Here is a 22,023-nt window from a genome sequence, read left to right as displayed (position 1 = left end):
CAACCCCACAGTTCTATTTACAATCACGGTGGCGCTACGAGCACTGACGTGGTTGTCTGGTCAATAGGGAGGAACCAATGGCCATTTCCAACTTCACCCGTCGCGCCGTCGTGGGGCTGATCGCCGCCGCCGGTATCGCCGCACCTGCCGCAGCCGAGGTCGATTTCTCGGGCAAGACAATCGAATGGGTCATCCCGTTCTCGGAAACGGGCGGGTCTGCCAAATGGGCCAACTTCTTTGCGCCACTTCTGTCCGAAGCGCTGCCGGGCCAGCCAACGGTTGTTGTGAAATTCATGCCGGGTGCCGGTTCGACCAAAGGCGCAAACTGGTTCCAGGAACAAAGCCATGACGATGGCACGCTGCTGTTCGGCACCTCCGGTTCAACTCAATTCCCGTATCTGCTGAGCGATCCGCGTGTGCGCTACGAATACAACGACTGGATCCCGGTTATGGCATCGGGAACCGGTGGTGTTGCCTATCTGAACGCCGAAGACGGAGCAAAGTTTGATGGCTCCGCGAACGCGCTGAAAGACACCAACTTCATTTACGGTTCGCAGGGCGCGACCCGGCTGGATCTGGTCCCGCTGCTGGCTTGGCAGATGTTGGGCATGAATGTTGAGCCTGTCTTTGGTATCAAGGGCCGCGGTGATGGCCGCCTGATGTTTGAACGCGGTGAGGCCAATATCGACTACCAGACCTCATCCGGTTATCTGGGCGGCTCGGCCCCGTTGGTCGAAGCCGGTCAGGCGGTTCCGATGATGACATGGGGCGCGTTGGACGCCGATGGCAACATCGTGCGCGATCCGACCTTCCCGGATATTCCAACTTTCAAGGAGGTCTGCGAGGCCACCGACGGTTGCGAAACCAGCGGTGAAGCATGGGACGCATGGAAAGCCTTCTTCGTGGCAGGTTTCCCGGTTCAGAAGCTGGCCTTCCTGCCCGGAGACACACCACAAGAAGTCGTCGACGCATACACCGCAGCGTTCCAGGCTGTGACTGAGCGGGGAGACTTTGCCGATATTTCCTCTAATCGCGTTGGTAAATATCCTGTGTTTGTCGGCGATGGTTCGAAAGCGGCGCTGCAAACCGCAACAAACGTCGACGACAACGCCAAAGCCTACGTTCTGAACTGGCTCAAAGAAGCCTATGGTGTCGAGCTGAACTAAGCCCAAACACCACAGCGCGCGCGCCGATGCCGGGCGCGCGCTTTTCTAAACACAAGATAATTTATGAAAGGCGGCCGCTATGGAGGTTTTCGCCACCGCTCTTCCTGCGCTCAGTGACGCGTGGGGTCTGATCCTGCAACCCATTGTTCTGGGGTACCTTGTTCTCGGTGTCGTTATGGGACTGGCCGTAGGTGTTTTTCCGGGGCTTGGCGGTATTGCTGGTCTGTCCTTGCTGCTGCCTTTCATGTTCGGCATGGACCCGATCCTTGGGTTGGCGCTGATGATCGGGATGGTTGCCGTTGTTCCGACCTCTGACACCTTCGCATCAGTTCTTATGGGTATTCCCGGTAGCTCTGCCTCACAGGCTACGGTGTTGGACGGCTTCCCGATGGCAAAAAAGGGCGAGGCCGCGAGGGCATTGTCAGCGGCCTTTGCTTCATCGCTGTTTGGCGGTTTGGTCGGCGCAACATTTCTGACCATGTTTATCCTGGTCGCGCGGCCCATCGTTCTGGCATTCGGTTTGCCCGAGATGCTGATGATCACCATTCTTGGCTTGTCGATGGTCGCTATCCTAGCCGGACGCATCCCGTTGAAGGGTGTTGCCGCCGCAGGGCTGGGCTTGATGATCGGTACGATTGGCGAGGCGGACGCAGGCGGTTCGCTGCGTATGGCGACTTATGACATTCCTTACCTGACCGATGGTCTGAAGTTGGTAATCGTTGGCCTGGGTATCTTTGCGGTGCCGGAAATCGTCTCGCTGCTTCGTCAAGACAGATCCATTGCTAAGGGCGCCTCACTGGGCGCGGGTTGGCTTGATGGCGTCAAAGACTGGGCTGCAAACATCTGGTTGTCGGTCCGCTGTTCGATCATTGGCGTGGTTGTCGGTGTCATTCCCGGCCTTGGTGGCTCGGTTGTTGACTGGATCGCTTATGGCCATTCGGTTCAATCGACCAAAGACAAAAGCAACTTCGGAAAGGGCGAAGTGCGAGGCGTCATCGGGCCGGAAAGCTCAAACAACGCCAAGGAGGGCGGAGGGTTGGTCCCAACGCTTCTGTTTGGCATTCCCGGCTCGGGTTCGATGGCGATCTTTATCGGTGCTGTTGCTCTGTTGGGATCCGGTGATATCGAGGTCGGTCCGAGCATGCTCAAGGATAATCTCGACATCACCTATTCGATTGTCTGGTTGCTGGCTCTCGCCAACGTGGTGGGCACCATCTTATGCATCGCAGCCTCGGGTGGGATCGCCAAGCTGACGACAATCCGTTTCACCTATCTGGCGCCGTTTCTGTTCATGCTGATCAGCTTCGCGGCCTTCCAGTCCGGACAAAACTTCGAAGACCTTCTGGCCCTATTCGTGATTGGCCTGATCGGCATCTTTCTGCGTCGGTTCGACTGGTCGCGCCCTGCCTTTCTGATTGGGTTCGTGCTGTCGAATCCGGTTGAGAAATTCACCAACCAGGCGTTCCAGATTGCCTCTTTCCGCTTCCGCAAAAGCTTTGGTGAGGGGATGGAGTATGTCTTCAGTCCGATCGTTATCGTACTGATCGTGGTCACCGTGGTTTCGGTCATTCTGGGTATTCGTCAAGCCAAGATGATCATGGCCGAAGGTGAGGTCAAATCCGGAAGCAAGCGCGCGCCGTTGATCTTTTTGTTGGTGATCATGGCCTATCTGATCGTGGCATTGGTCAATGCAAACATGATCCCTGACTACAACATGACCGACAAGATCATCCCGCTGGTGATCGGCAGCGTGTCGCTGTTCTGCTGCGTCATTCTGTTGATCCAGATGATGCGGCGACCCGAGGGGGATGCGATCTTTGCTGACAAAGAACTCGCCGGTGAGGATGCGAGCGCGCCACATGGACTATGGTCGACGCTCGCGTGGTTCGTAGGTCTGATCGCGGCCACGTGGGTTGTGGGTTTCATCCTCGCCCTGATCGGGTTCCTGATCGCATTCTTCCGTATTCGCGCCGGGTCCAGCTGGCAGATGACGTTGCTCCTGACAGCCTGCGGCGTCGGTTTCATGTGCTTCATGGCTGGCGCTTTGAACCGGGATTTCCCGCCGGGTCTGCTGCAAGACATGGTGAACCTGCCATGGCCGCTCAAGTAGGCGCTCCACGGTTGCCCGGCATGCCAATCAGGCGGGCCGGGCGACACTGAAATCAGAAATTTTAAAGGTTTGTAAAGGAGGGTTCGCAATGACCCAGACAGCAATCCCATATGTTTTCATGCGCGGCGGCACTTCCCGAGGGCCTTATTTTCGACGCTCTGACCTGCCCGAAGATAGGGACAAGTTGGCTGATGTGCTGGTCGCTGCCCTCGGGGCTGGACAAGCGCTCAATATCGACGGGATCGGTGGTGGGAACGCAGTGACGACCAAGGTTGCGATGCTGTCAGTCAGCGAGGACGACTGGGCCGATATCGATTATTTCTTCGCGCAGGTTTCCGTTGATGAGAAGCTGGTCGATTTCAAACCCACTTGCGGAAACATCCTCTCAGGAGTCGGTCCAGCTGCGATTGAAATGGGTTTGTTTCAGCCCAAAGGCGATGAGACCGAAATCCGCATTCGCGCCGTCAATACAGGCGCCCGTGTCGTTGCCAAAGTGCAGACCCCAGGCGGAGAGTTGGTCTACGAGGGCGATGCGGAAATCGCCGGAGTTCCCGGCCATTCTGCGCCAGTGCAACTGAGCTTTATGGGCGTTGTGGGCTCGGCAACAGGTGCATTTCTACCCACAGGAAACTTGCGCGATACAGTGCAGGGGATCGAGCTGACTTGCATGGATGTCGCCATGCCTATGGCCATAGCCCGGGCTGGCGATTTTGGACTGACAGGGTATGAAAGCGCCGAAGAACTTAATGCCAACCGTGCTTTTTTCGATCGGATGGAGGCAGTGCGGATCGAAGCCGGGGAACTGATGGGTATGGGGGACGTATCGAAATCGGTAACTCCCAAATTCGGCCTGATGGCACCCGCCAGAGAGGGTGGAACCCTTACGGTTCGGTATTTCATGCCATGGAAAACTCACCCGACAATGGCCGTTACGGGTGCGCAATGCATGGCATCCTGCGCTTTGACACCCGGAACCGTCGCCGACGGGCTGCTTGATCGCCCGGTTTTAAGTCCGGCTGAAGTTGTGTTGGAGCACGCCTCAGGCAAGATCGACGTTCTGGTGGACTTCTCAAACGACGGGGAATTCAACGTAATTTCTGCCGGTCTAGTGAGGACTGCGCGTAAATTGGCGGATGGGCATGTTTATGTGCCGGAATCTGAGTGGAGCGGCAGTTGAAATGGCAATCCTCATTGGGTATACTATGGTATACATTATGAGGATATCACGATGGACGACTATTCCGAATGCCTTGATATCGCGCGTCAGGAACTCAGGCTGGCGCAGTCGGCTCTGCGGAGGGACATCGCGGAATACCCGACACCGAATGCCGGATGTGATGAGCAATTTAACCATTTGCTGGATCAACGCGAACGGGTTCGCAATGCGCTTGAAGCACTTGACGCACGTCATTTTGTGTCTACGCCAAGAAAACTGACCACCGAGTAGGGTATAGAAAGCCGATGAAAGTTCACATTCTGGATGATTGGTTTGAGACACTGCAGGGCCTGCCCTGTTTTGAAAAGCTATCTCGCCATGACGTGAAGGTCTGGGCAGATCATGTTGAGAATACCAGCGAATTGGCCGAACGCTTGCGGGAGGCTGAGGCGCTGGTGTTGTTTCGCGAACGCACCAAGATCACCCGGGATTTGGTTGAAAAACTCCCAAACCTGAAGTTGATCAGTCAGCGCAGCGTGTATCCGCATGTTGATGTTCAGGCATGCTCGGATAACGGAGTGCTGCTTTGTTCGAACATGCATGGCGGGACGCCCTCATATGCCGCAGCCGAACTGACATGGGCGCTGATCATGGCCGGGATGCGTGATTTGCCTGCTCAGATGGCCTCGGTCAAAGCGGGGCGTTGGCAGGCCGGAGTTGGCAAGACCCTGAAGGGGCGGCAGCTGGGTCTGTATGGATATGGCCGCATCGCCCGCGCTGTTGCTGGGTATGCCCAGGCATTCGGGATGAATGTGGTCTGGTGGTCCTCGGACGATGGCCGTGCGCGCGCACAGGCAGATGGCGTTCGGGTCGCTGAAAGCCGCGAAGCATTCTTTGCCAAAAGCGATGTTGTCTCGGTTCATGTTCGTCTGAAGCCAGACACTCACAGTATTATCACCGCGTCGGATTTCGCGCAGATGCAATCGGGGGCGCTGTTTGTGAATACATCCCGTGCGGGCCTAATCGCAAAGGGCGCATTGCTTGAGGCTTTGAATGCCAGGCGCCCCGGTAAAGCCGCCATTGATGTCCATGATACAGAGCCGCTTACTGACCCGAATGACCCGTTGCTATCGCATCCAAACCTGATTGCGACGCCGCATATTGGTTTTGTAACCGAGGACGAGTTCGACCTGCAATTCGCAGACATTTTCGATCAAGTGAACGCCTATGCCAAAGGCGATCCAATTCACATGATCAACCCCGAGGTTTGGACCAGCGCAGGATAAGGTTGGCCGCTATGGGCGCGCCGATGATAACCAGCACGATCCTTGTCAGATGGTGGGTGATCACAAAGCCCAGATCCGCGCCCGAAACTATGGCCAGCACTGTCATCTCGGCCTGTCCGCCAGGGGCAAAGGCTAGAAAAGCCTCGACCGGCTGGCCGAGCCCCAATGCAGTGACAACGGCGGTGAAAGCGGCTGCAAGGATGGCAAGGACAAGGACATAGGCGAAGCCCGCTGCAACCACCCGGCGGAGTTCGACCCAGGTGACGCCCACGAACTTCACGCCGATCCCGCAACCAATAAAGAATTGCGCTGCAAGGATGGCCTCGCGCGGTGGACGAGTATGAATGAAGTCGCCCAATGACAGGGCAGCCGTCAGGATCATTGGGCCGAGGATGGATGCCCCAAACAGACCGATCCGCTCACCGCCTTTCCAGCCAATTAGGGCGGCCAATACCATCAGCGCCAACTCGTTTTTTGGGAGGTCGCGCGCAGGCTCTCCGATTGGGTTGGTGAGTTGAGCATCGTAAAACACTGTCAGAAACAGCGGGGCCAGCGTCACGATGATCAACACGCGCGTACCGTGGATCAGGGAAAGTGTACGCGGGTTGGCGCCAGCTTCGGTTCCAAAGATGATCATGTCCTGCAATCCGCCAGGCATGGCGGCGTAGAACGCTGTCATGGAGTCAAACCCCCAGATCTTGCGAAAGAAAGGCACTCCGACCAGTGCTATCAGCAGGATGAAGAACGGTATCAGTGCAATAGACGAAGCCATCTTCGGCAGCTCTGCAAAAAGGGCAGGGGTAATCGAAGCCCCAACTGCAACGCCGAGTATGGTGCGCGCTGCAACCGAGACCTGACCAAAACCTTCCATAGGAGCATGCGCCAAGGCTGCGATGAGACACGCACACATTGGGCCGAACAAAAATGGCAGTGGTAGATCCAACGCCCAAAAAACACCGGTACCCAGCAGTGCCAGGCTCAGTGTTACGGCCCGTTTTGTTAGCGGAAAAGGTGTTTTGTTCTGGGTGGGCAAGGCGTGGGTTCCGAGGATATTGACTCATATTGTATCCAAGTGTATACAAGTGGATGCAATATTACAAGAGATCGCTCGATGACCATCCAAGACGACCCCTTACAGCCTGGCCCGCAAGGCAATTCAGCGTATCAACGCCTGCTGGACGAGATTCGGGATGGCTTACTTCTGCCCGGCGAACGCCTGCGCGAGATTGAGCTGTCGGAACGGCTCGGCGTCAGTCGCACTCCTGTACGCGAGGCTATCCGACAGTTGGAGGCCGATGGGCTAGTCATTCATGTGCCACGGCAGGGTGCAACCGTACGCAGCCTCGATTACGCAGAAGTAATGGAACTCTATGAGATGCGCGCGGTGCTCGAGGGAACAGCGGCCCGTTTAGCTGCGCGAGCGGCGTCAGATGTCGAGTTGGACGAACTGGGCGTCCTGAATGATCGCTTGGCCGAGGCTGGCACCGGCCCGGAAGCCGCTAGGATCAACCGGATTTTCCACGCCACACTTTTGGATGCGGCAAAGAACCGGTTTCTTGCCAAGTCTATGTTGTCTTTGCAAAAAGCGCTGTTGATCCTTGGGCCATCGCAATTGTTGGACGGGGACCGGGCCGAGACAGCAGTGGCCGAACACAAGCGCGTCATGGCTGCCTTAAAGGCGCGCGATGGCGCAGCGGCTGAAACCGAAATGCGCGCGCATATTCAGGCCGCACAACGGATGCGTATTCGGGCGTTGCAAGAACGCGACCGGACAACCGACGAAAATCAGTAGGTAGACAAGATATGGCCACCCAAAAGGAAGCTTATGATATCGCTGTGATCGGCGGCGGGAATGCAGCCCTATGCGCCGCGATGACTGCTGCTGAGGCAGGAGCCCGTGTTCTGATCCTCGAGACGGCGCCAAAACCCTATCGTGGTGGCAACTCCCGCCATACGCGCAATTTTCGTTGTATGCATGGGGGGCCTTTGGGTCCGCTGATCGAAGAGTACAGCGAAGACGAATATCTCTCTGATTTGATGAAGGTAACCGGCGGCAAAACAGACGAGCATTTGGCGCGTCTGGCAATCCGTACGTCCGAGGAATGCCTGCCGTGGATGGAGGAACACGGGGTCCGGTTCCAACCCTCGCTTTCCGGGACATTGTCACTGGCGCGGACCAATGCCTTTTTCATGGGCGGCGGCAAGTCTCTTGTGAACGCCTACTACCGAACAGCGGCGGGTTTAGGTGTTGATGTACTTTATGAGGCTGCGGTTACGCATTTGGAGTTGAACAAGGATCAGATTGAATGGGTGGATTACACCTATGAAGGGAAAACCCACCGGATCATGCCCAAGGCGGTCATTGTCGCTTCGGGCGGGTTTCAGGCCGACACAGATTGGCTGACCCGCGCCTGGGGTGAGCCTGCAAAGAACTTCCTGATCCGGGGCACTCCCTACAACCGAGGTGTGGTGCTGGCTGATCTGTTGGATCAAGGCGTCGAGAACGTTGGCGACCCGACCCAATGTCACGCGGTCGCCGTCGACGGGCGCGCGCCGAAATTCGATGGTGGCATCGTCACCCGCCTGGATTGTGTCCCGTTTTCTATCGTGGTGAACAAGGATGCACAGCGGTTCTATGACGAAGGCGAAGATGTTTGGCCCAAGCGCTATGCGATTTGGGGACGTCTGGTGGCGGCCCAGCCCGATCAGGTGGGTTACGTGATCATTGATGCCAAGTCGCTGAACCTGTTCATGCCGTCCGTGTTCCCTCCGATAAAGGCAGACACTTTGGTAGAACTGGCGGGGATGATGGGCCTGCCCGCCGACAAGCTTGCCGCAACCGTCAACGAATTCAATGTCGCTTGCGGCGACACCAGTGGCTTTCACCCAACCGAACTGGACGGGGTTGCGACCTCGGGTCTGACGCCACCCAAGACCAACTGGGCCCGTCCGATTACCGAGCCGCCCTTCTATGGCTACTCGCTGCGCACTGGTGTGACCTTCACCTATCTGGGCCTGAAGGTTGACGACACAGCGCAATGCTCGACCCCTGACGGCAAGATCAAGAACCTATGGGCGGCCGGTGAAACCATGGCCGGGTCGATATTGGGGCAAGGGTATCTGGCCGGTTTTGGCATGACCATCGGAACCGTTTTTGGACGCATCGCAGGACGTGAGGCTGCCGCTTATGCAAACTGATCTTATTCAAGAAGCCCGCCGTCAGGCCGAGATATGCAATGCCTGCAGGTATTGCGAGGGCTATTGCTCGGTCTTCCCGTCCCTCCATGCGGAACGTGCGTTTTCGGATGGGGACATCACGCAATTGGCTAACCTGTGCCATAACTGTCGGGGTTGCTACTACGCCTGTCAGTATACGGCTCCGCACGAGTTTGCCCTCAACCTGCCGAAAGTTCTGGCCGAGGTGCGGCGGGACAGTTGGGAAAGCTTCGCGTGGCCACAACCGCTGGCGCGACGGTTCCACACCCATGGCGGGGCAATTGCGCTGGCGCTTGTGTTCGGGTTTGCTCTGCTGTTCTGGGCCATCCGCGCCATCGGCTCCAGCGGAGGGGAGGGGTTCTACGCCGTTCTGTCGCACAACGCGATGGTCGCGATCTTTGCTCCGGCATTCTTGCTGCCGCTGATTAGCATAGCCATCAGCCTAAGACGCTATTGGGCGGATGTCGGTGGCAAACCCATCCAAATGTCTGATCTGACTGCTGCGTTCAAACGCGCTGGAAAGATGCAAGACTTGGCCGCAGGCCACGGCGAGGGTTGCAACTTCGAGGACGAAGACCGGTTCAGTCAGAGCCGGCGCCACATTCACCACACCGTCATGTACGGCTTCCTGCTGTGCTTTGCGTCGACCTCGGTGGCGACGGTTATGCACTACGGCTTTGGAATGCACGCGCCTTACGGGTTCTGGTCATTGCCCAAATTATTCGGGATTTCCGGTGGGCTTCTGCTGACAGTGGGCTGCGGCGCAATGGTCCTGCTCAAACAGAGATCTGACCGCGATCTCGGTGACCCGTCAGCTTGGGGCGGTGATATCGGTTTCATCCTGTTGCTTGGGTTTGTGGGGTTCAGTGGGTTGGTTCTCTATGCCCTCGGCTCAACAGCTCTTATGCCCGCACTGCTGGCCATTCACCTTGGATCGGTCCTGACGTTCTTTCTGCTGATACCGTACACAAAGATGGCACATGGCTTTTATCGGCTCGCAGCCTTGATCAGAGACGCTCAACGAAAACGAAATGCTTAGGTCTCTTGCAAACCAGCCGTATGAACTGCCACCAATGCCTTGAGGGGCGTTGGTGGCGCTATTCGGAAAATCCACCCATTATAGTGACTGCAACTTTGCGAAGTTCCTCAGCCGCCGGTGACAGCGACCGTCCGCGACAAGTCACGATCCCAAGCTTTCGTCGGATCGTGGGTTTTGAAATCGGAATAATCGCCAATTCAAGGTCTTTTCGCGAAAGGCGAACCAGAGATGGAATGGCGGCGATGCCGATGCCTTTCCCGACCAGTCCAAGCTGAGAATGGAAATGGCCTACCTGCATATCATTCGAGATAACATCGTATTTTTCGCCAAGATACCTTTGCAGGATTTTCCGCGTCCCACTTTCGCTTCTCAGCAAGACGAATTGCTCGTCTTTTACTTCCTCCCACGTTGTCGATGAAGCACTCGCAAGAGGATGGCTATTGTGGCACGCAATCACAAAGCGATCGTCGATTAAAGCTTCGAACTCCAGGTCTGGGTGACCTTCTCCAAACTGCGCCAATGCCAATTCCGACTGACCGCTCAATACGCGTTCAATGGCTTGGGGACTGGAGTCCTCGTGAACGCGTATTCGAATGTCAGGGTAGGTGGTTTTGAACTGGGCGAGTATCTCCGGCAAGAGCGTATCGGATATTGTCATGTTGCAAGAAAACGAGACGATTCCGCGTTGAACTTTGACGACTTGGTCGATGTCGTCCAACGACCTATGAAAATCATTCACAATCCGCTCGGCCTGCGGCAGAAACTCCCGACCTAGACGCGAAACTGTGACCGAGCGGGTCGTTCTGTCCAGCAATGGTGCGCCCAGCGAGTTCTCAAGCTTTTTGATACGTCTGGACAGAGCAGATTGCGTCACCAGAAGTTCTTCGGCGGCCAGGGCAAAGCTCTCCAGTCGGGCAACGAGGACAAATGCGCTGATATCGCCAAGCGTTATGTCACGCAGCATCTATTCATTCCTTGAATGCAATAATCTTTGATTTTTTTGAATTTGAGTTCTTTTTTTGGCTGTGTCAAGTTTTCCGCGCTATCGACGAATGAGTTGCAAACCCGCACCGAGGAGAGCTGTGTTGCAACGTTCAAAGGGAGGATAATCCATGCTGGATGGGTTGAAGAAAATCGCGATTGGCGCAGCAACCGCTGCCGCCGTTGCGATGCCTGGAACTGTTCAGGCGGAAGACTTTTCATTGGAAGGCAAAACGGTCACCTGGCTCGTCGGCTTTCGCGAAGGGGGCGGTACCGACCGTCTGACGCGCGTTCTGCAGACCAAGATGAGCGAAAACCTGCCCGGCAATCCGAACGTCATCGTTCTCAACAAGCCAGGCGGGGGGTCAGTTACAGCTTCCAACGATTTCCATGAGAATGCACCCGCAGATGGCACAATGCTGATTATGGCGTCTACTTCCGGTTTGCTTCCGGTTCTGATGGGCTCAAACGTTGCAAACTATGACCCGAATGAGTGGGTGGCGGTAACAGGTTTCTCACGCGGCGCTTCGCTGTATGCGATCAGCGACGATATCGGCTTAGGCGGCACGGATATGAAAGCTGACTATGAAGCTTTGAAAAACGCCAACATCCGCTTTGGCACAGAAACCCCGTTGTCGGCTGAGCTTCTAGACTTCGTATCAATGGAGATGCTGGGGATCGAGCCGAACTATCTATTCGGTTTGTCTTCGAAGGACGCCGAAGCCGCGTTTCAGCGTGGCGAAATGAACATGAACACCGACAATACGCGGTCTTACCTGAAAGACTATGGCGAAGACCCCAAGGTGAACCCGGTTTGGAGCTATGGTGTCATTGACGAAAATGGTGATCTGCAGCGCGACCCGGACCTGCCGGACGTCCCGACGTTCCCGGAGTTTTATGAAGCCGTGACAGGTTCGGCACCGGAAGGCCCTGCATATGAAATGCAGAAGTCGCTGATGAACGCAAAAGTCATGCTTTCGAAGGCGGTTATGCTGCCCAAGGGGACACCTGACAACATCCGCGACGTCTATATCGAAGCGATGAAGGCGGTGACGTCCGATCCTGAAGTTGCAGCTGCGCTGCCACGCGAGATTGGCTCGATGCCGCTGAACTTCGGTGATGAGACCCAACGTGCGCTGGCAAGCGGTACGGCCTTGGACCCAGAAGTCCGCGAGTGGGTTGCGACATTCTTGGAAGAACGCTTCGACACCAAGCTCAACTAAATCAAAACAACCGGGGAGTGCCCGCAAGGGCGCCCCCACCAACGAGGCGCAATGCGCTCTCAATCGATGTTCCGATGCCCTGCGTTTGAGGCACTGGCACTCTGGGGACATTGATCAAAGTAAGTTTCAAACGGGAAAGCCCAAATGTCGGATGCTGCACTCTTAGCACTCGCCCAACTGACGACTTTGTCGACAATGCTGGCATTGGTCGCTGGGGTCGTGACTGGCCTTATTGTTGGCATTCTCCCGGGACTTGGAGGCACGGCAGGGCTTGCGCTTTTGTTGCCCCTTGTCTTCGGGATGGAACCCAACTCGGCGCTGGCGATGATGATCGGTCTTGTTGCTGTAACAACCACATCGGACACGTTCCCATCTGTGCTGATGGGCATCCCCGGTACATCCGGTTCTCAGGCCACAGTCTTGGATGGATTTCCAATGACCAAACGTGGAGAAGGCACTCGCGCGCTATCCATCGCCTTTGTATCTTCTCTGTTTGGTGGCATTTTTGGCGCGTTCGTGCTGTCTTTTGCGGTGTTCTTCGCCAAACCGATCATCCTTCAGATCGGGTTCGGTGAACAGTTCATGCTCGTGATTCTGGCGCTGTCGATGGTTGGTATCTTGACCGGCGCGAACCTTTGGAAGGGCCTAGCAGCTTGTTCGCTGGGGCTTTTGCTTGGCACTTTGGGTGCGGCGCCGATGTCGGGTGTTCAACGCGCCACTTTCGGGAGCGATTACTTGCTCGACCCGTTGCCGCTGGTGGTTGTGGGACTAGCTATGTTCGCGACTCCTGAGATCGTCAATTTGCTGCGCCGACAATCCAGCATTTCTGAGACTGGCAAGCTTGCTCCAACTGGGTGGCTGAAAGGGTTTCAGGACTGGGCCAAAAACTGGTGGCTGTCCCTGCGCTGTTCGATGATCGGCTCAATCATTGGCGCGTTGCCCGGGCTTGGCGGTAGTGTTGTGGACTGGATCGCATACGGTCACGCCGTTCAGACAACAAAGAACCGCGAAACCTATGGAACCGGTGATCCCAGAGGTGTCGTTGCTCCGGAATCCGCCAACAATGCAAAAGAGGGCGGGGCGCTTGTTCCAACTCTCCTGCTGGGTATCCCGGGGTCAGGCAGCATGGCGATCCTACTGGGTGGTCTGGTTCTGATCGGTATCGAGCCCGGCAAGGACATGATCGACAACAATATGGACAAGGTCTATCTGATGATCTGGTCCATTGCGGCGGCCAACATTGTTGGCGCAGGCATCTGTTTCTTTCTGGCCCCACAAATCGCGCGCATCACAACGATCCGGTATACGCTGATCGCGCCCTTTATGATTGGCATCATCTTTTTCGCGGCCTTTCAGGCAACGCGCAACTGGGGTGATCTGATTGCCTTGCTGCTGCTGAGCGTTCTTGCGATTTATATGAAACGCTTTGGCTGGTCGCGACCCGCATTGCTGATCGGGTTCGTTTTATCCGAGCGGGTAGAGTCTTCGGTCTATCAGACCGTGACGCTCTACGGGGCCTCGTTCCTGCAACGACCAATCGTAATGGCCCTGCTGGTCTTGACTGTGTTATCCATCGCGCTTGCAATTTTCTTAAAACAGAAAAGCAGCGAGCCGCTTACCGTCGAGGGCCCACACAGTCATCTTCAAAAATGGCCGCAGTGGATCTTCATCGCCGGTGTCGTCGTCTTCGCTCTCTATGTTTTGCAGAACGGAATGCAGTTCAACCGCCTGACCGGGCTGTTCCCGACGGTGGCCTCGATCAGCACGATGATCTTCCTGACGCCTATCGTCCTTGCCATGGCTTTCAAGAAAGCACCTTCCGAGTTCTTCTACGACTCGGAACGGCAGAATGCTCCAGAAAGCGGCCGGTCAGCTGAATTCTACATCGGCATGCTCGTCGTCATGCTGCTGTTCGCGGGACTGGTCGGGTTTGTTCTTGGCATCGCGACCTTCATCACGCTGTTCCTGCGCCGCGCTGCGCAGCTGGACTGGTGGAAAGCCATCGCCGGAGGGGCAGGCTTTGTCCTTTTCCTGGGCATCATCTCTCATCAACTGACGCTGCGCTATCCAACCGGGCTGCTTCAGAATGTCGTCACACTCCCCTGGCCGCTGCAATAGGAGCATAAGAAATGGCAATTGAATCCTTCAAAGAAGGCGTCACACACGAACTGGTCAGGTTCGTCGCTGATACCACTTACGCCGATCTACCGGCCGAGACGATCGAGATCGCAAAGCGCTGCATTGTCGACGGAACGGCTTGTATGATGGCAGGCTCGGTTGAACCGGCACCCATCATCCTGCGCGAGTTGGCCGCTGAGGTCGGAGGGGCGAAACAGGCACGGACATTAGGCAAGGACTCGATGATGGTTCCTGTACAGATCGCGGCACAGATCAATGGCATGTCCGGCCATGCGCTGGATTATGACGACACCGCGTTGTCCGAGGAAAAGGACCGTTCGGTTCTAATCCATCCAACGGTCCAACCTCTATCGTCCTGCTACGCTCTCGGCGAGCAACTGGGGGTGACGGCCGAAGAGTTTCTGACGGCTTTTGTCCTTGGCTTCGAAGTGCAGGTGAAAATTGCCGAAGCCGTCAACGCCGAGCATTTCACAGGCGGTCGCGGGTTTCATACGAGCGGTACAATCGGGATATTCGGCGCGACCATCGCAGCGTGCAAACTGTTGGGACTTGACTACAAGCAGATCACCAACGCGATGGGCATCGCCTCGACTATGTCGGCGGGTGTTGGTGCGAACCACGGCACCATGTCCAAACCTCTGAACATGTCCCGAGCCGCTGAAAACGGCGTGACCGCGGCCCTGTTCGCGGCACGCGGAATGACCGGCCCGAATAACGCACTTGAGGCAGGTCGAGGTTTCTTTGAGGCCTTCGGCGGTGGCTATGACCCCAAATGGATCATAGGGCGGATGGGTAACCCCTGGGCCATTGTATATCCCGGCACGTCGATCAAACCGTACCCCAGCGGCGTGGTTGGGCATCCGGGCATGGATACGATGAAGAAGCTAGTCGAAAAGCATGACATCAAGCCAGAGGATGTCGAAAGCATCGAAGTGCGCACCGGTGCCAACGTCATCACGCCGGGACCGCTGCGTATCCCACACGCCAGCAACGAGTTGGAAGCCAAGTTCTGCGTGGCTTTCCAGATGGCGGCAATCGTCTTGCGTCGCAAGGCAGGGTTGTCCGAGTTCTCAGACGCGTTCGTGCAATCGCCTGAATGTCAGGAGATGCAAAAGAAAGTCACCGCTGTTCTGGACGATGAGATCGTCGCCATGGGCAAGGGCGTGATCGTCTCCCGGATCACTCTAACAACCAAAGCCGGTCAGAAATTCTTCGAAGAGTCCGACCGATACTATCGTGGTGGCCCAAAGAACCCGCTGACCTGGGACGAGGTTTCGGACAAGTTTCGGGACGCCTCGCAAGGCGTACTAAGCGCTGACAGCATGGAGGCGTTTTTGAACTTGGCGAAGAAGTTCGAAACGCTGTCGAACCTGAACGAGATTTTGGACACGGTGACGGCGTAATGCCCAGAAACAACCCTGAAATCCGCGCGCCCATCGGCACGACGAAAAAAATCGCGAGCTACCTTGGTTCGGTTGCGCAACAGGATCTGCCTGAAGAGGTCGCGATCAAGACGAAATGCCATCTGATCGACTCGTTGGCTGCGATCATTTCGGGCTCGCGGCTGAGGGCGGGCAGGCTGGCGACCGGCTTTATCGCCACTCAAGGTGGCACACCCGAGGCAACCGTCTGGGGTACGGATATCCGCACGACAGCGATCAACGCGGCGCTGGTCAATGGCATCGCGGCGCATGCAGACGAAACCGATGACTCGCATTTAGCAGGGCGGTTTCATCCCGGCTGCGCCGTGGTTCCGGCGGCTTTGGCTGTTGGGGAACGTCAGAAAAGTTCGGGCACTGCTGTCCTGAACGCCGTGGCCGCCGGGTACGATATCGGTGCGCGGTTCACCATTGCGATAGGGGTGTCAGGCCCGCGAACCGCGACCCACAGTACGCACAGCCTCGGGGCGTTGTTTGGGGCGACCGCTTCTGCGGCCTCACTTATGGACTTCAATGTCGAGCAAAACGCGTCGACTCTGTCCTACGCTATACAGCAAGCCAGCGGTATTCCCTATTGGGAGCGGGACTCAGAGCACGTCGAAAAAGCGTTTGACTTCGGGGGCATGGGAGCGCGGAACGGGGTTTCCTCGGCAATGATGGTTGCGGCTGGCATGACGGGTGTGCAGGACCCGTTGGAAGGGCCGCTGAACTATCTGTCGGCCTTTGCCGAAAACCCCGACGCAAATGCTTTGACCGACGGTTTGGGCACAAGGTTTGAGATCATGGAAGCGTCGATCAAGAAGTGGTGCGTCGGCTCTCCGATACAGGCGGCGCTTGATGCGGTGATGGCGCTGCTGGACAAAGGGTTGGACGTAGAACGCATAGACAAGATCAATCTGGTTATGCCGGATGACCGCCTGACCATCGTGAACAACCGGGACATGCCGGATGTCTGCCTGCAACACATGGTTGCCGTTTGCCTGTTGGATGGCGGAGCCTCGTTTGAATCTTGCCACAGCAAGGCGCGTATGTCCGATCCAGCAGTTTTGGCGCTCAGAGAGAAGATGACGGTAATTCCTTCGCCTGAATTAACCGTGGCAAAACCGGCGCGTCAGGCCATTGTCGAGATCGAAACGGGGGATGGTAGAAACTACCGCCATCACACGGTCGCCGTGCGAGGCACCCCGTCAAACCCAATGCCGCCGGAAGACGTGAAGGTCAAGGCGCGTGATCTGATTGCACCTATTCTTGGCAGCGCGACCGCCGACGCACTTATCGGCGTGGTTTGGGCGCTTGAAGATTTGGACGATATCAACGCGTTGTCCGCCATCAGAAAAGGAGAGTGAACATGACAGACCCGAAAGTTCTCCTGATGCCCGTTTACACTAGGGGCAACGAAATTGAGCGTCTACGCGGCGCGCTGTCGCTGGCATGTTTCTTCAACGCACACCTGAATGTCCTCCACGCGCAGTCAAAGCCCAGTGACCGTTTGGAAAACGAGTTGTTCGCTCTGTCACCCAGCATCCGTGATCGTATCGTTTCCATCATGGATGAAGGTGCCCGTGATGAGCGGGAGGAGCACAAAGCGCATTTCCAGGAGCTTTGCGAGCAGGCTGGCGTCGTACTTAGCGATAAGCCTGAAGGCGGACGGCCTACGGCTAGTTGGTGTGATTTTGCAGGCGCGCGCAGCGAAATGATTTCTCTGCAGGGGCGAGTCAGTGATCTGATTATCATTCCGCATTCAAAGTCGGGCGGTGCGACGCTGACTTTCGAAGAGGCCATATTGCACACCGGGCGTCCTGTACTATTGGTGCCGCGCGGCATGTGGGAGTTTAAATACAGCAATGTACTTATCGGCTGGAACAGCGGACTTGAAGTGTCGCGCGCGGTGCAACAATCATTGCCGTTCCTAAAGCGCGCATCTTCAGTCTCAATCGCAGTCAGCCATGACAAGGCGGAAGACAGGCCCACTGCACAGGACGTGAGGGCATATCTCGGCCACCACGGCGTTGAAACAAAAATTCGTGAATTGGGCGGCCAGTCTATTTCCGCAGGAGAAGGGCTGCTCAAATTAGCAGCGGACACCGAATGCGATTTCCTTGTGACTGGTGGATATTCTCACACACGTCTACGCCAATCCATACTCGGCGGCGTGACCAGCCATCTGCTGAAGCACGCAGACATGCCTGTTCTTATGGCTCACTGAATTCGGGCCAGATGCTACGCGGCGAGGCCAGTTCTCGCTGGGAACCAGATTACGTGGTCTTGAAGGGATAGCGGGTTGCTCATCGAATACGCCATGATTGCATTAGCAGCTTTCTTGGGATCAATGGTCAGTGGTTTGGGCGGCTTTGGCGGCTCGTTTATCATCGTAATCGTACTGACGCCAGTTGTTGGGGCCAAAGCGGTGATCCCCTTGATCAGCGTTTATGCGATCTGCGCGAACCTTTCTCGGGTCGTCGTCTATCGCAAAACGATCGCCTGGAAACCAGCCATTCAGTTTACACTTGCTTCGCTGCCCGGCATATTTCTTGGTGCGAGCTTCCTGAAAGAAGTGCCCGAACAGGTCTTCCTCGGCTTTATGGGGACGATCCTGATCATTGTTCTTCCTGCTCGGCGATATCTGAAGAGAACGTCATTTGAGCCGGGGTTGAAAACTATTCTCGGCCTTGGTTTTTCCTTCGGATTCGTGAGCGGGACTGCCGCCGGCTCGGGCATGCTGGTCATCGCATTTTTTAACAGTATCGGCCTCAGCGGACCATTGCTGTTGGGAACGGACGCCGTCATAGGTTTGGTCAACGCTATGACGCGCTCGGGGACATTCTACGGATTTGGTTTGTTGGATAAAAACCTGATACTTCTTGGCTTATACATGGGTTTGATCACTATCCCAGGAACTTGGCTAGCAAGTCGTTTGGTCCACAAGATGGGCGCGTGCATTCACAACCATCTTATTGAGGCGCTTATTGCTGTGTCAGGAGTGCTGTTTGTCGTACGAGCTTTAACTGTTGGCCCTTGAGATCGGTAGTTCTCGCCAAATTTGGAGAATTTGAGGAAGCCGATGACGTCCGCAAGGTCTTGTCAGAAGAACTTGGGTTGAGGAGGGCAGGGGGCTTTCGTAGCCTCTGGGGATGAAAAGACGATCACCATTCAAGTACCCTAAAACCAGTCCCGAGATCATCCGTCTTGCGGTGATGCTGTACATCCGTTTCCCTCTCTCGCTTCGAAATGTCGAAGATCTGCTGCATGAGCGAGGCATCGACGTGAGCCACGAAACTGTCCGATATTGGCGGAACCGGTTTGGCCCGATATTTGCTGCTGAGATTAGACGGAAGCGCGTTCAGCAGTTGCGTGCGTTCTCCAAATGGAAGTGGCACTTGGATGAGGTTTTCGTGAAGGTGAATGGCAAGCGACATTATCTTTGGCGGGTTGTTGATCAAGAAGGCGAGGTACTGGAAGCTATTGTCACCGAACGCCGAAACAAGCAGTAAGCACTGAAATTCCTCAAGAAATTGGTGAAGCGACACGGTATAGCGGAAAACGTCGTCACGGATCGCCTCGCCTCATACAGAGCCGCTTTCAGAGAGCTTGGTGCTACCGAAAAACAGCAGACGGGCAGTTGGCTCAACAACTGCGTCGAGAATTCGCATCTTCCATTTCGACGACGCGAACGCGCCATGCAACGTTTCAGGCGCATGCGAAGTTTGCAGAAATTCGCTTCCGTCCACTCCTCCGTTTACAACCACTTCAACCAGGAAAGATCACTGACCAGCAGAGACACATTCAAGCTGACGCGCACCGCCGCTCTTGCTGAGTGGCGTCAACTTTGTTCGGTATAGGTTCACGGTCTCCGCGGCAAATTGAGACTGGTTCGAATTCGCCTGACAGCACCCTTTAAAAGGTTATATTTTTTGCAGAACATAATGTTGCAGCCTTTAAACTGAGACGGAGGCTGACAAGGGCAACTCATCTGGTTATGCGTAATATTCGGTTTAAATTTGTTGGTTTGGCAGGATGAATCGGGATCGAGATTTGACACGCAGAGCGTTTAAGGGAGCAGCCTGGATGGGCGGAGCTTCACTGATGCGCATTGCAATTCGAATGCTAGCAGTGGCGGTGCTTGCGCGTTTGGTGACTCCGACAGATTTCGGGATCGCGGCAGCTTCGCTTATCGTTGTAGATTTCGCGATAATGTTGGGGCAGTTGGGACTTTCGTCAGCAATTATTCAAAGACAAGAGATTTTGGCTCGTCACGTAGCTACAGCATTCGGTGTCGGCTTGCTTTTGACAGTATTATTGACTGTTGGAATGTGGTTTGCAGGTCCAGTTTTTGCCCACTTATTGGCCATCGACGAAGTTTCATTTGTCACTAAGTTCCTTACACTGATGGTTCTATTCCGTGTCTTAGGTGGACTTTCAGAGGCGATTTTGGCCCGTAGTCTGAAATCCCGTGAGATTGCAATGTCATCATTGATCAGTTGGGCGTTCGCTACCTTTTTCGTAGCAATACCGCTCGCCTATTTTGATTTTGGGTATTGGGCTCTGGTTGCGATGAGCATTGCTGAGGCTGCCGTTTGGTGCTCGATGCTTGCCTATTTCGCTCGCGAAGAATTGCGGACACCCTGGATAGATCGGCAGTCGCTTAGTGAGCTCATACCGCTTGGGATCGGTTTTGCGGTCATGGCACCGTTTTCGTTCATGTCCAAAAACATTGATCGGCTCTTGCTAGCCCGACTTTTGGGAGCATCCGACCTAGGTCTTTACTCCCGATCGGCTTTTTTAGCAAAGACAGGATTGACTGTTTTTAGCGGAATAATGCGTACCACTGCCTTTCCGAGCTTGTCTATTGTGCAGGGCGACGCGGCTCGCGTAAGCAAGGCATTAAGAAGTGGGCTGGCAGTTACAGCTCTACTCACAGTTCCAGCAGGTGTATTTTGCGCGTGTTTCGCGGTTGAGATAGTCTCGGTTATGCTTGGCTCTCGTTGGGCTGCAGCGGCGATACCGTTGGCAACTTTCGGGGTGTCGTTCTATCCAATTTTGGGCCAGAGATTTCTTATAAGCATTTTTCAATCTACAGGTCGCCCATATGCCCTGATACCAATTCAAGTACTATATCTTGTGTTGTTGTCAGTCTTGATTGTTGGGCTGCATGAGTTCGGTTTGTCGGCAGTGTGCTTAGGAATCGCAACCGCAGCATTCGTCCAGTTCTACCTGTCTCTCAGATTGACCAAGAAAACGATTGTTATCGAATGGGCGGCGATAGCCAAACTTCACTGGCCGTCCCTTCTGTCTGGTTTTGGAGTTTTGCTGGTTGGGTTGGCGACAAAGTACTTAACATTTGGTATGTCTTCATGGGTAACGTTGGGTCTTGGAATTGTAATGGTTTCGTTTTCTTTGTTAGTCGCAACTTACGTTAGTCCAACGCTTTTTTTGGGGCGCGAAGGTATCGACTTAGCAAAAAAAGTACTGGGGAGCCGTGCAAGCTTTTTGGGTTCGGGAACAAAATAGAGCTATCGGCAACTCAAAATTGCATCGATCGACGCTAAGACCGGGTAGGTTCTTAAGTTCTTAGGGTCAGGATTCATCATTAATAGATAACGATTGCCGCGAGCGTGATGGCGAAGAGAAAGACTTTTTGACAACGATCATAGCCGGTTGCAACGCGCCTCCAATCCTTGAACCTGCCGAACATGATCTCGATCCGATTGCGTCGCTTGTACCGGCGTTTGTCGTATTTGACCGGGGCCTTGCGCTGCTTCCGGCCAAGGATGCAGACGCGTATCCCTTTGTCTTTTAACGCATCCCTGAACCAGATGGCGTCATAGCCGCGGTCTCCGAATAGACAGTCGACTTTTGGCAAACTACTGAGCAACGCCCGTGCGCCGATGTAATCGCTGACCTGACCGGCAGTGACGAGTAGATCAAGCGGTCGTCCCTAGCTGTCGCAGATGGCGTACAGCTTCGTGTTCATGCCGCCCTTGGTCCGACCGATCAGGTGTCCACGTTCCCCTTTTTGACGCCCAAACTGGTCGCTGTGCAAAGCGCCTTCAGGTAGGTAGCATCCATCATCACGGTCTTCTCGTCGCCGTGTTTAGCGGCTAATCCTGACATCATCCGCGCGAAGCCCCCTTTCTAGCTCCAGCGTTTCCAGCGGCTGTAAAGCGTCTTGTGCGGTCCGTATGTCTAGCCCCCTTGTTCTGGGCCATCTCGGACTAGAGTTTCGGGGACTGGTGGGCGCATGTTGAGGGCCTGATGCGGTCGGGTGTGG

At 55.4% G+C, this 22,023-nt stretch carries 17 protein-coding genes and 2 pseudogenes; 16 read left to right on the top strand and 3 right to left on the bottom strand.

Features of this window, described 5'->3' with window-relative positions:
• Positions 1-77: 77 nt before the first annotated feature.
• From ACR0ER_RS22310 to ACR0ER_RS22290, 5 genes are all read left to right on the top strand, one after another.
• The gene (locus tag ACR0ER_RS22310; protein ID WP_480770787.1) at positions 78-1,166 is read left to right on the top strand and encodes a tricarboxylate transporter; all 1,089 of its coding nucleotides are present in this window, start codon (positions 78-80) and stop codon (positions 1,164-1,166) included.
• A gap of 79 nt (positions 1,167-1,245) precedes the next feature.
• A complete protein-coding gene (locus ACR0ER_RS22305; RefSeq protein WP_480770786.1) occupies positions 1,246-3,276 on the top strand; it encodes a tripartite tricarboxylate transporter permease in 2,031 nt (676 codons plus the stop codon).
• A gap of 88 nt (positions 3,277-3,364) precedes the next feature.
• Entirely contained in the window at positions 3,365-4,453 is a 1,089-nt protein-coding gene (locus ACR0ER_RS22300) for a 4-oxalomesaconate tautomerase (RefSeq protein WP_480770785.1), read from the top strand.
• A gap of 51 nt (positions 4,454-4,504) precedes the next feature.
• Positions 4,505-4,723 carry a hypothetical protein gene (locus ACR0ER_RS22295; RefSeq protein WP_480770784.1) on the top strand — a complete coding sequence of 73 codons (219 nt, stop codon included), beginning with the start codon at positions 4,505-4,507 and terminating at the stop codon, positions 4,721-4,723.
• Positions 4,724-4,737: 14 nt separating this feature from the next.
• A complete protein-coding gene (locus tag ACR0ER_RS22290; protein WP_480770783.1) occupies positions 4,738-5,718 on the top strand; it encodes a D-2-hydroxyacid dehydrogenase family protein in 981 nt (326 codons plus the stop codon).
• Here ACR0ER_RS22290 and ACR0ER_RS22285 read toward each other — a convergent pair.
• Positions 5,687-6,589 carry an AbrB family transcriptional regulator gene (locus tag ACR0ER_RS22285; protein WP_480770782.1) on the bottom strand — a complete coding sequence of 301 codons (903 nt, stop codon included), beginning with the start codon at positions 6,587-6,589 and terminating at the stop codon, positions 5,687-5,689. The genes ACR0ER_RS22290 and ACR0ER_RS22285 overlap by 32 nt on opposite strands.
• Positions 6,590-6,829: 240 nt before the next feature.
• Between ACR0ER_RS22285 and ACR0ER_RS22280 the strand changes: the two genes are divergently transcribed.
• The 3 genes from ACR0ER_RS22280 to tcuB are packed head-to-tail and all read left to right on the top strand — an operon-like array spanning position 6,830 to position 9,973.
• Positions 6,830-7,510: a GntR family transcriptional regulator gene (locus ACR0ER_RS22280; RefSeq protein WP_170336747.1), complete on the top strand. Its 681-nt coding sequence runs from the start codon at positions 6,830-6,832 to the stop codon at positions 7,508-7,510.
• 11 nt (positions 7,511-7,521) lie between these two features.
• Positions 7,522-8,916: an FAD-dependent tricarballylate dehydrogenase TcuA gene (gene tcuA / locus ACR0ER_RS22275; RefSeq protein WP_480770781.1), complete on the top strand. Its 1,395-nt coding sequence runs from the start codon at positions 7,522-7,524 to the stop codon at positions 8,914-8,916.
• Positions 8,906-9,973, top strand: a complete 1,068-nt coding sequence (gene tcuB, locus ACR0ER_RS22270) for a tricarballylate utilization 4Fe-4S protein TcuB (protein ID WP_480770780.1) — start codon at positions 8,906-8,908, stop codon at positions 9,971-9,973. Before tcuA ends, tcuB begins: the two co-directional genes overlap by 11 nt.
• Before the next feature lie 58 nt (positions 9,974-10,031).
• Here tcuB and ACR0ER_RS22265 read toward each other — a convergent pair whose 3' ends face one another.
• The gene (locus ACR0ER_RS22265; protein WP_480770779.1) at positions 10,032-10,937 is read right to left on the bottom strand and encodes a LysR family transcriptional regulator; all 906 of its coding nucleotides are present in this window, start codon (positions 10,935-10,937) and stop codon (positions 10,032-10,034) included.
• A 148-nt stretch (positions 10,938-11,085) separates the two neighbouring features.
• On the opposite strand from ACR0ER_RS22265, the gene ACR0ER_RS22260 reads away from it, so the two are divergent.
• The 8 genes and pseudogenes from ACR0ER_RS22260 to ACR0ER_RS22225 all read left to right on the top strand — a co-directional run bounded on the left by ACR0ER_RS22260 (position 11,086) and on the right by ACR0ER_RS22225 (position 21,263).
• Entirely contained in the window at positions 11,086-12,177 is a 1,092-nt protein-coding gene (locus ACR0ER_RS22260) for a Bug family tripartite tricarboxylate transporter substrate binding protein (protein WP_480770778.1), read from the top strand.
• 144 nt (positions 12,178-12,321) lie between these two features.
• Complete coding sequence (locus ACR0ER_RS22255) at positions 12,322-14,295, top strand: tripartite tricarboxylate transporter permease (RefSeq protein WP_480770777.1); 1,974 nt, start codon at positions 12,322-12,324, stop codon at positions 14,293-14,295.
• Between the two features lie 11 nt (positions 14,296-14,306).
• The gene (locus tag ACR0ER_RS22250; RefSeq protein WP_480770776.1) at positions 14,307-15,719 is read left to right on the top strand and encodes an MmgE/PrpD family protein; all 1,413 of its coding nucleotides are present in this window, start codon (positions 14,307-14,309) and stop codon (positions 15,717-15,719) included.
• Complete coding sequence (locus ACR0ER_RS22245; protein ID WP_480770775.1) at positions 15,719-17,101, top strand: MmgE/PrpD family protein; 1,383 nt, start codon at positions 15,719-15,721, stop codon at positions 17,099-17,101. The genes ACR0ER_RS22250 and ACR0ER_RS22245 overlap by 1 nt, the downstream gene beginning before the upstream one ends.
• Before the next feature lie 2 nt (positions 17,102-17,103).
• Entirely contained in the window at positions 17,104-17,961 is an 858-nt protein-coding gene (locus tag ACR0ER_RS22240) for a universal stress protein (RefSeq protein ID WP_480770774.1), read from the top strand.
• A gap of 75 nt (positions 17,962-18,036) precedes the next feature.
• Complete coding sequence (locus tag ACR0ER_RS22235; RefSeq protein ID WP_480770773.1) at positions 18,037-18,774, top strand: sulfite exporter TauE/SafE family protein; 738 nt, start codon at positions 18,037-18,039, stop codon at positions 18,772-18,774.
• A 112-nt stretch (positions 18,775-18,886) separates the two neighbouring features.
• Positions 18,887-19,594, top strand: a pseudogene (locus tag ACR0ER_RS22230) (IS6 family transposase).
• Between the two features lie 175 nt (positions 19,595-19,769).
• Positions 19,770-21,263, top strand: a complete 1,494-nt coding sequence (locus ACR0ER_RS22225) for an oligosaccharide flippase family protein (RefSeq protein WP_480770772.1) — start codon at positions 19,770-19,772, stop codon at positions 21,261-21,263.
• Positions 21,264-21,342: 79 nt separating this feature from the next.
• Here ACR0ER_RS22225 and ACR0ER_RS22220 read toward each other — a convergent pair.
• Positions 21,343-21,935: pseudogene (locus ACR0ER_RS22220) on the bottom strand (IS5 family transposase); the annotation flags it as partial.
• Positions 21,936-22,023 lie beyond the last annotated feature (88 nt).

This window comes from Ruegeria sp. CH8 (genome assembly GCF_056536985.1).
Note: the sequence above shows the minus strand (reverse complement) of the source record. Positions and strands in the feature narration are given on the sequence as shown.

Excerpts from the sequence above, each read along its gene's own strand:
- ACR0ER_RS22285 (WP_480770782.1), bottom strand. The coding sequence starts at position 6,589 with ATGGAAGGTTTTGGTCAGGTCTCGGTTGCAGCGCGCACCATACTCGGC.
- ACR0ER_RS22240 (WP_480770774.1), top strand. The coding sequence starts at position 17,104 with ATGACAGACCCGAAAGTTCTCCTGATGCCCGTTTACACTAGGGGCAAC.
- tcuA (WP_480770781.1), top strand. The coding sequence starts at position 7,522 with ATGGCCACCCAAAAGGAAGCTTATGATATCGCTGTGATCGGCGGCGGG.
- ACR0ER_RS22310 (WP_480770787.1), top strand. The coding sequence starts at position 78 with ATGGCCATTTCCAACTTCACCCGTCGCGCCGTCGTGGGGCTGATCGCC.
- ACR0ER_RS22225 (WP_480770772.1), top strand. The coding sequence starts at position 19,770 with ATGAATCGGGATCGAGATTTGACACGCAGAGCGTTTAAGGGAGCAGCC.
- ACR0ER_RS22305 (WP_480770786.1), top strand. The coding sequence starts at position 1,246 with ATGGAGGTTTTCGCCACCGCTCTTCCTGCGCTCAGTGACGCGTGGGGT.
- tcuB (WP_480770780.1), top strand. The coding sequence starts at position 8,906 with ATGCAAACTGATCTTATTCAAGAAGCCCGCCGTCAGGCCGAGATATGC.
- ACR0ER_RS22295 (WP_480770784.1), top strand. The coding sequence starts at position 4,505 with ATGGACGACTATTCCGAATGCCTTGATATCGCGCGTCAGGAACTCAGG.
- ACR0ER_RS22250 (WP_480770776.1), top strand. The coding sequence starts at position 14,307 with ATGGCAATTGAATCCTTCAAAGAAGGCGTCACACACGAACTGGTCAGG.
- ACR0ER_RS22260 (WP_480770778.1), top strand. The coding sequence starts at position 11,086 with ATGCTGGATGGGTTGAAGAAAATCGCGATTGGCGCAGCAACCGCTGCC.
- ACR0ER_RS22255 (WP_480770777.1), top strand. The coding sequence starts at position 12,322 with ATGTCGGATGCTGCACTCTTAGCACTCGCCCAACTGACGACTTTGTCG.
- ACR0ER_RS22290 (WP_480770783.1), top strand. The coding sequence starts at position 4,738 with ATGAAAGTTCACATTCTGGATGATTGGTTTGAGACACTGCAGGGCCTG.
- ACR0ER_RS22245 (WP_480770775.1), top strand. The coding sequence starts at position 15,719 with ATGCCCAGAAACAACCCTGAAATCCGCGCGCCCATCGGCACGACGAAA.
- ACR0ER_RS22300 (WP_480770785.1), top strand. The coding sequence starts at position 3,365 with ATGACCCAGACAGCAATCCCATATGTTTTCATGCGCGGCGGCACTTCC.
- ACR0ER_RS22265 (WP_480770779.1), bottom strand. The coding sequence starts at position 10,937 with ATGCTGCGTGACATAACGCTTGGCGATATCAGCGCATTTGTCCTCGTT.
- ACR0ER_RS22280 (WP_170336747.1), top strand. The coding sequence starts at position 6,830 with ATGACCATCCAAGACGACCCCTTACAGCCTGGCCCGCAAGGCAATTCA.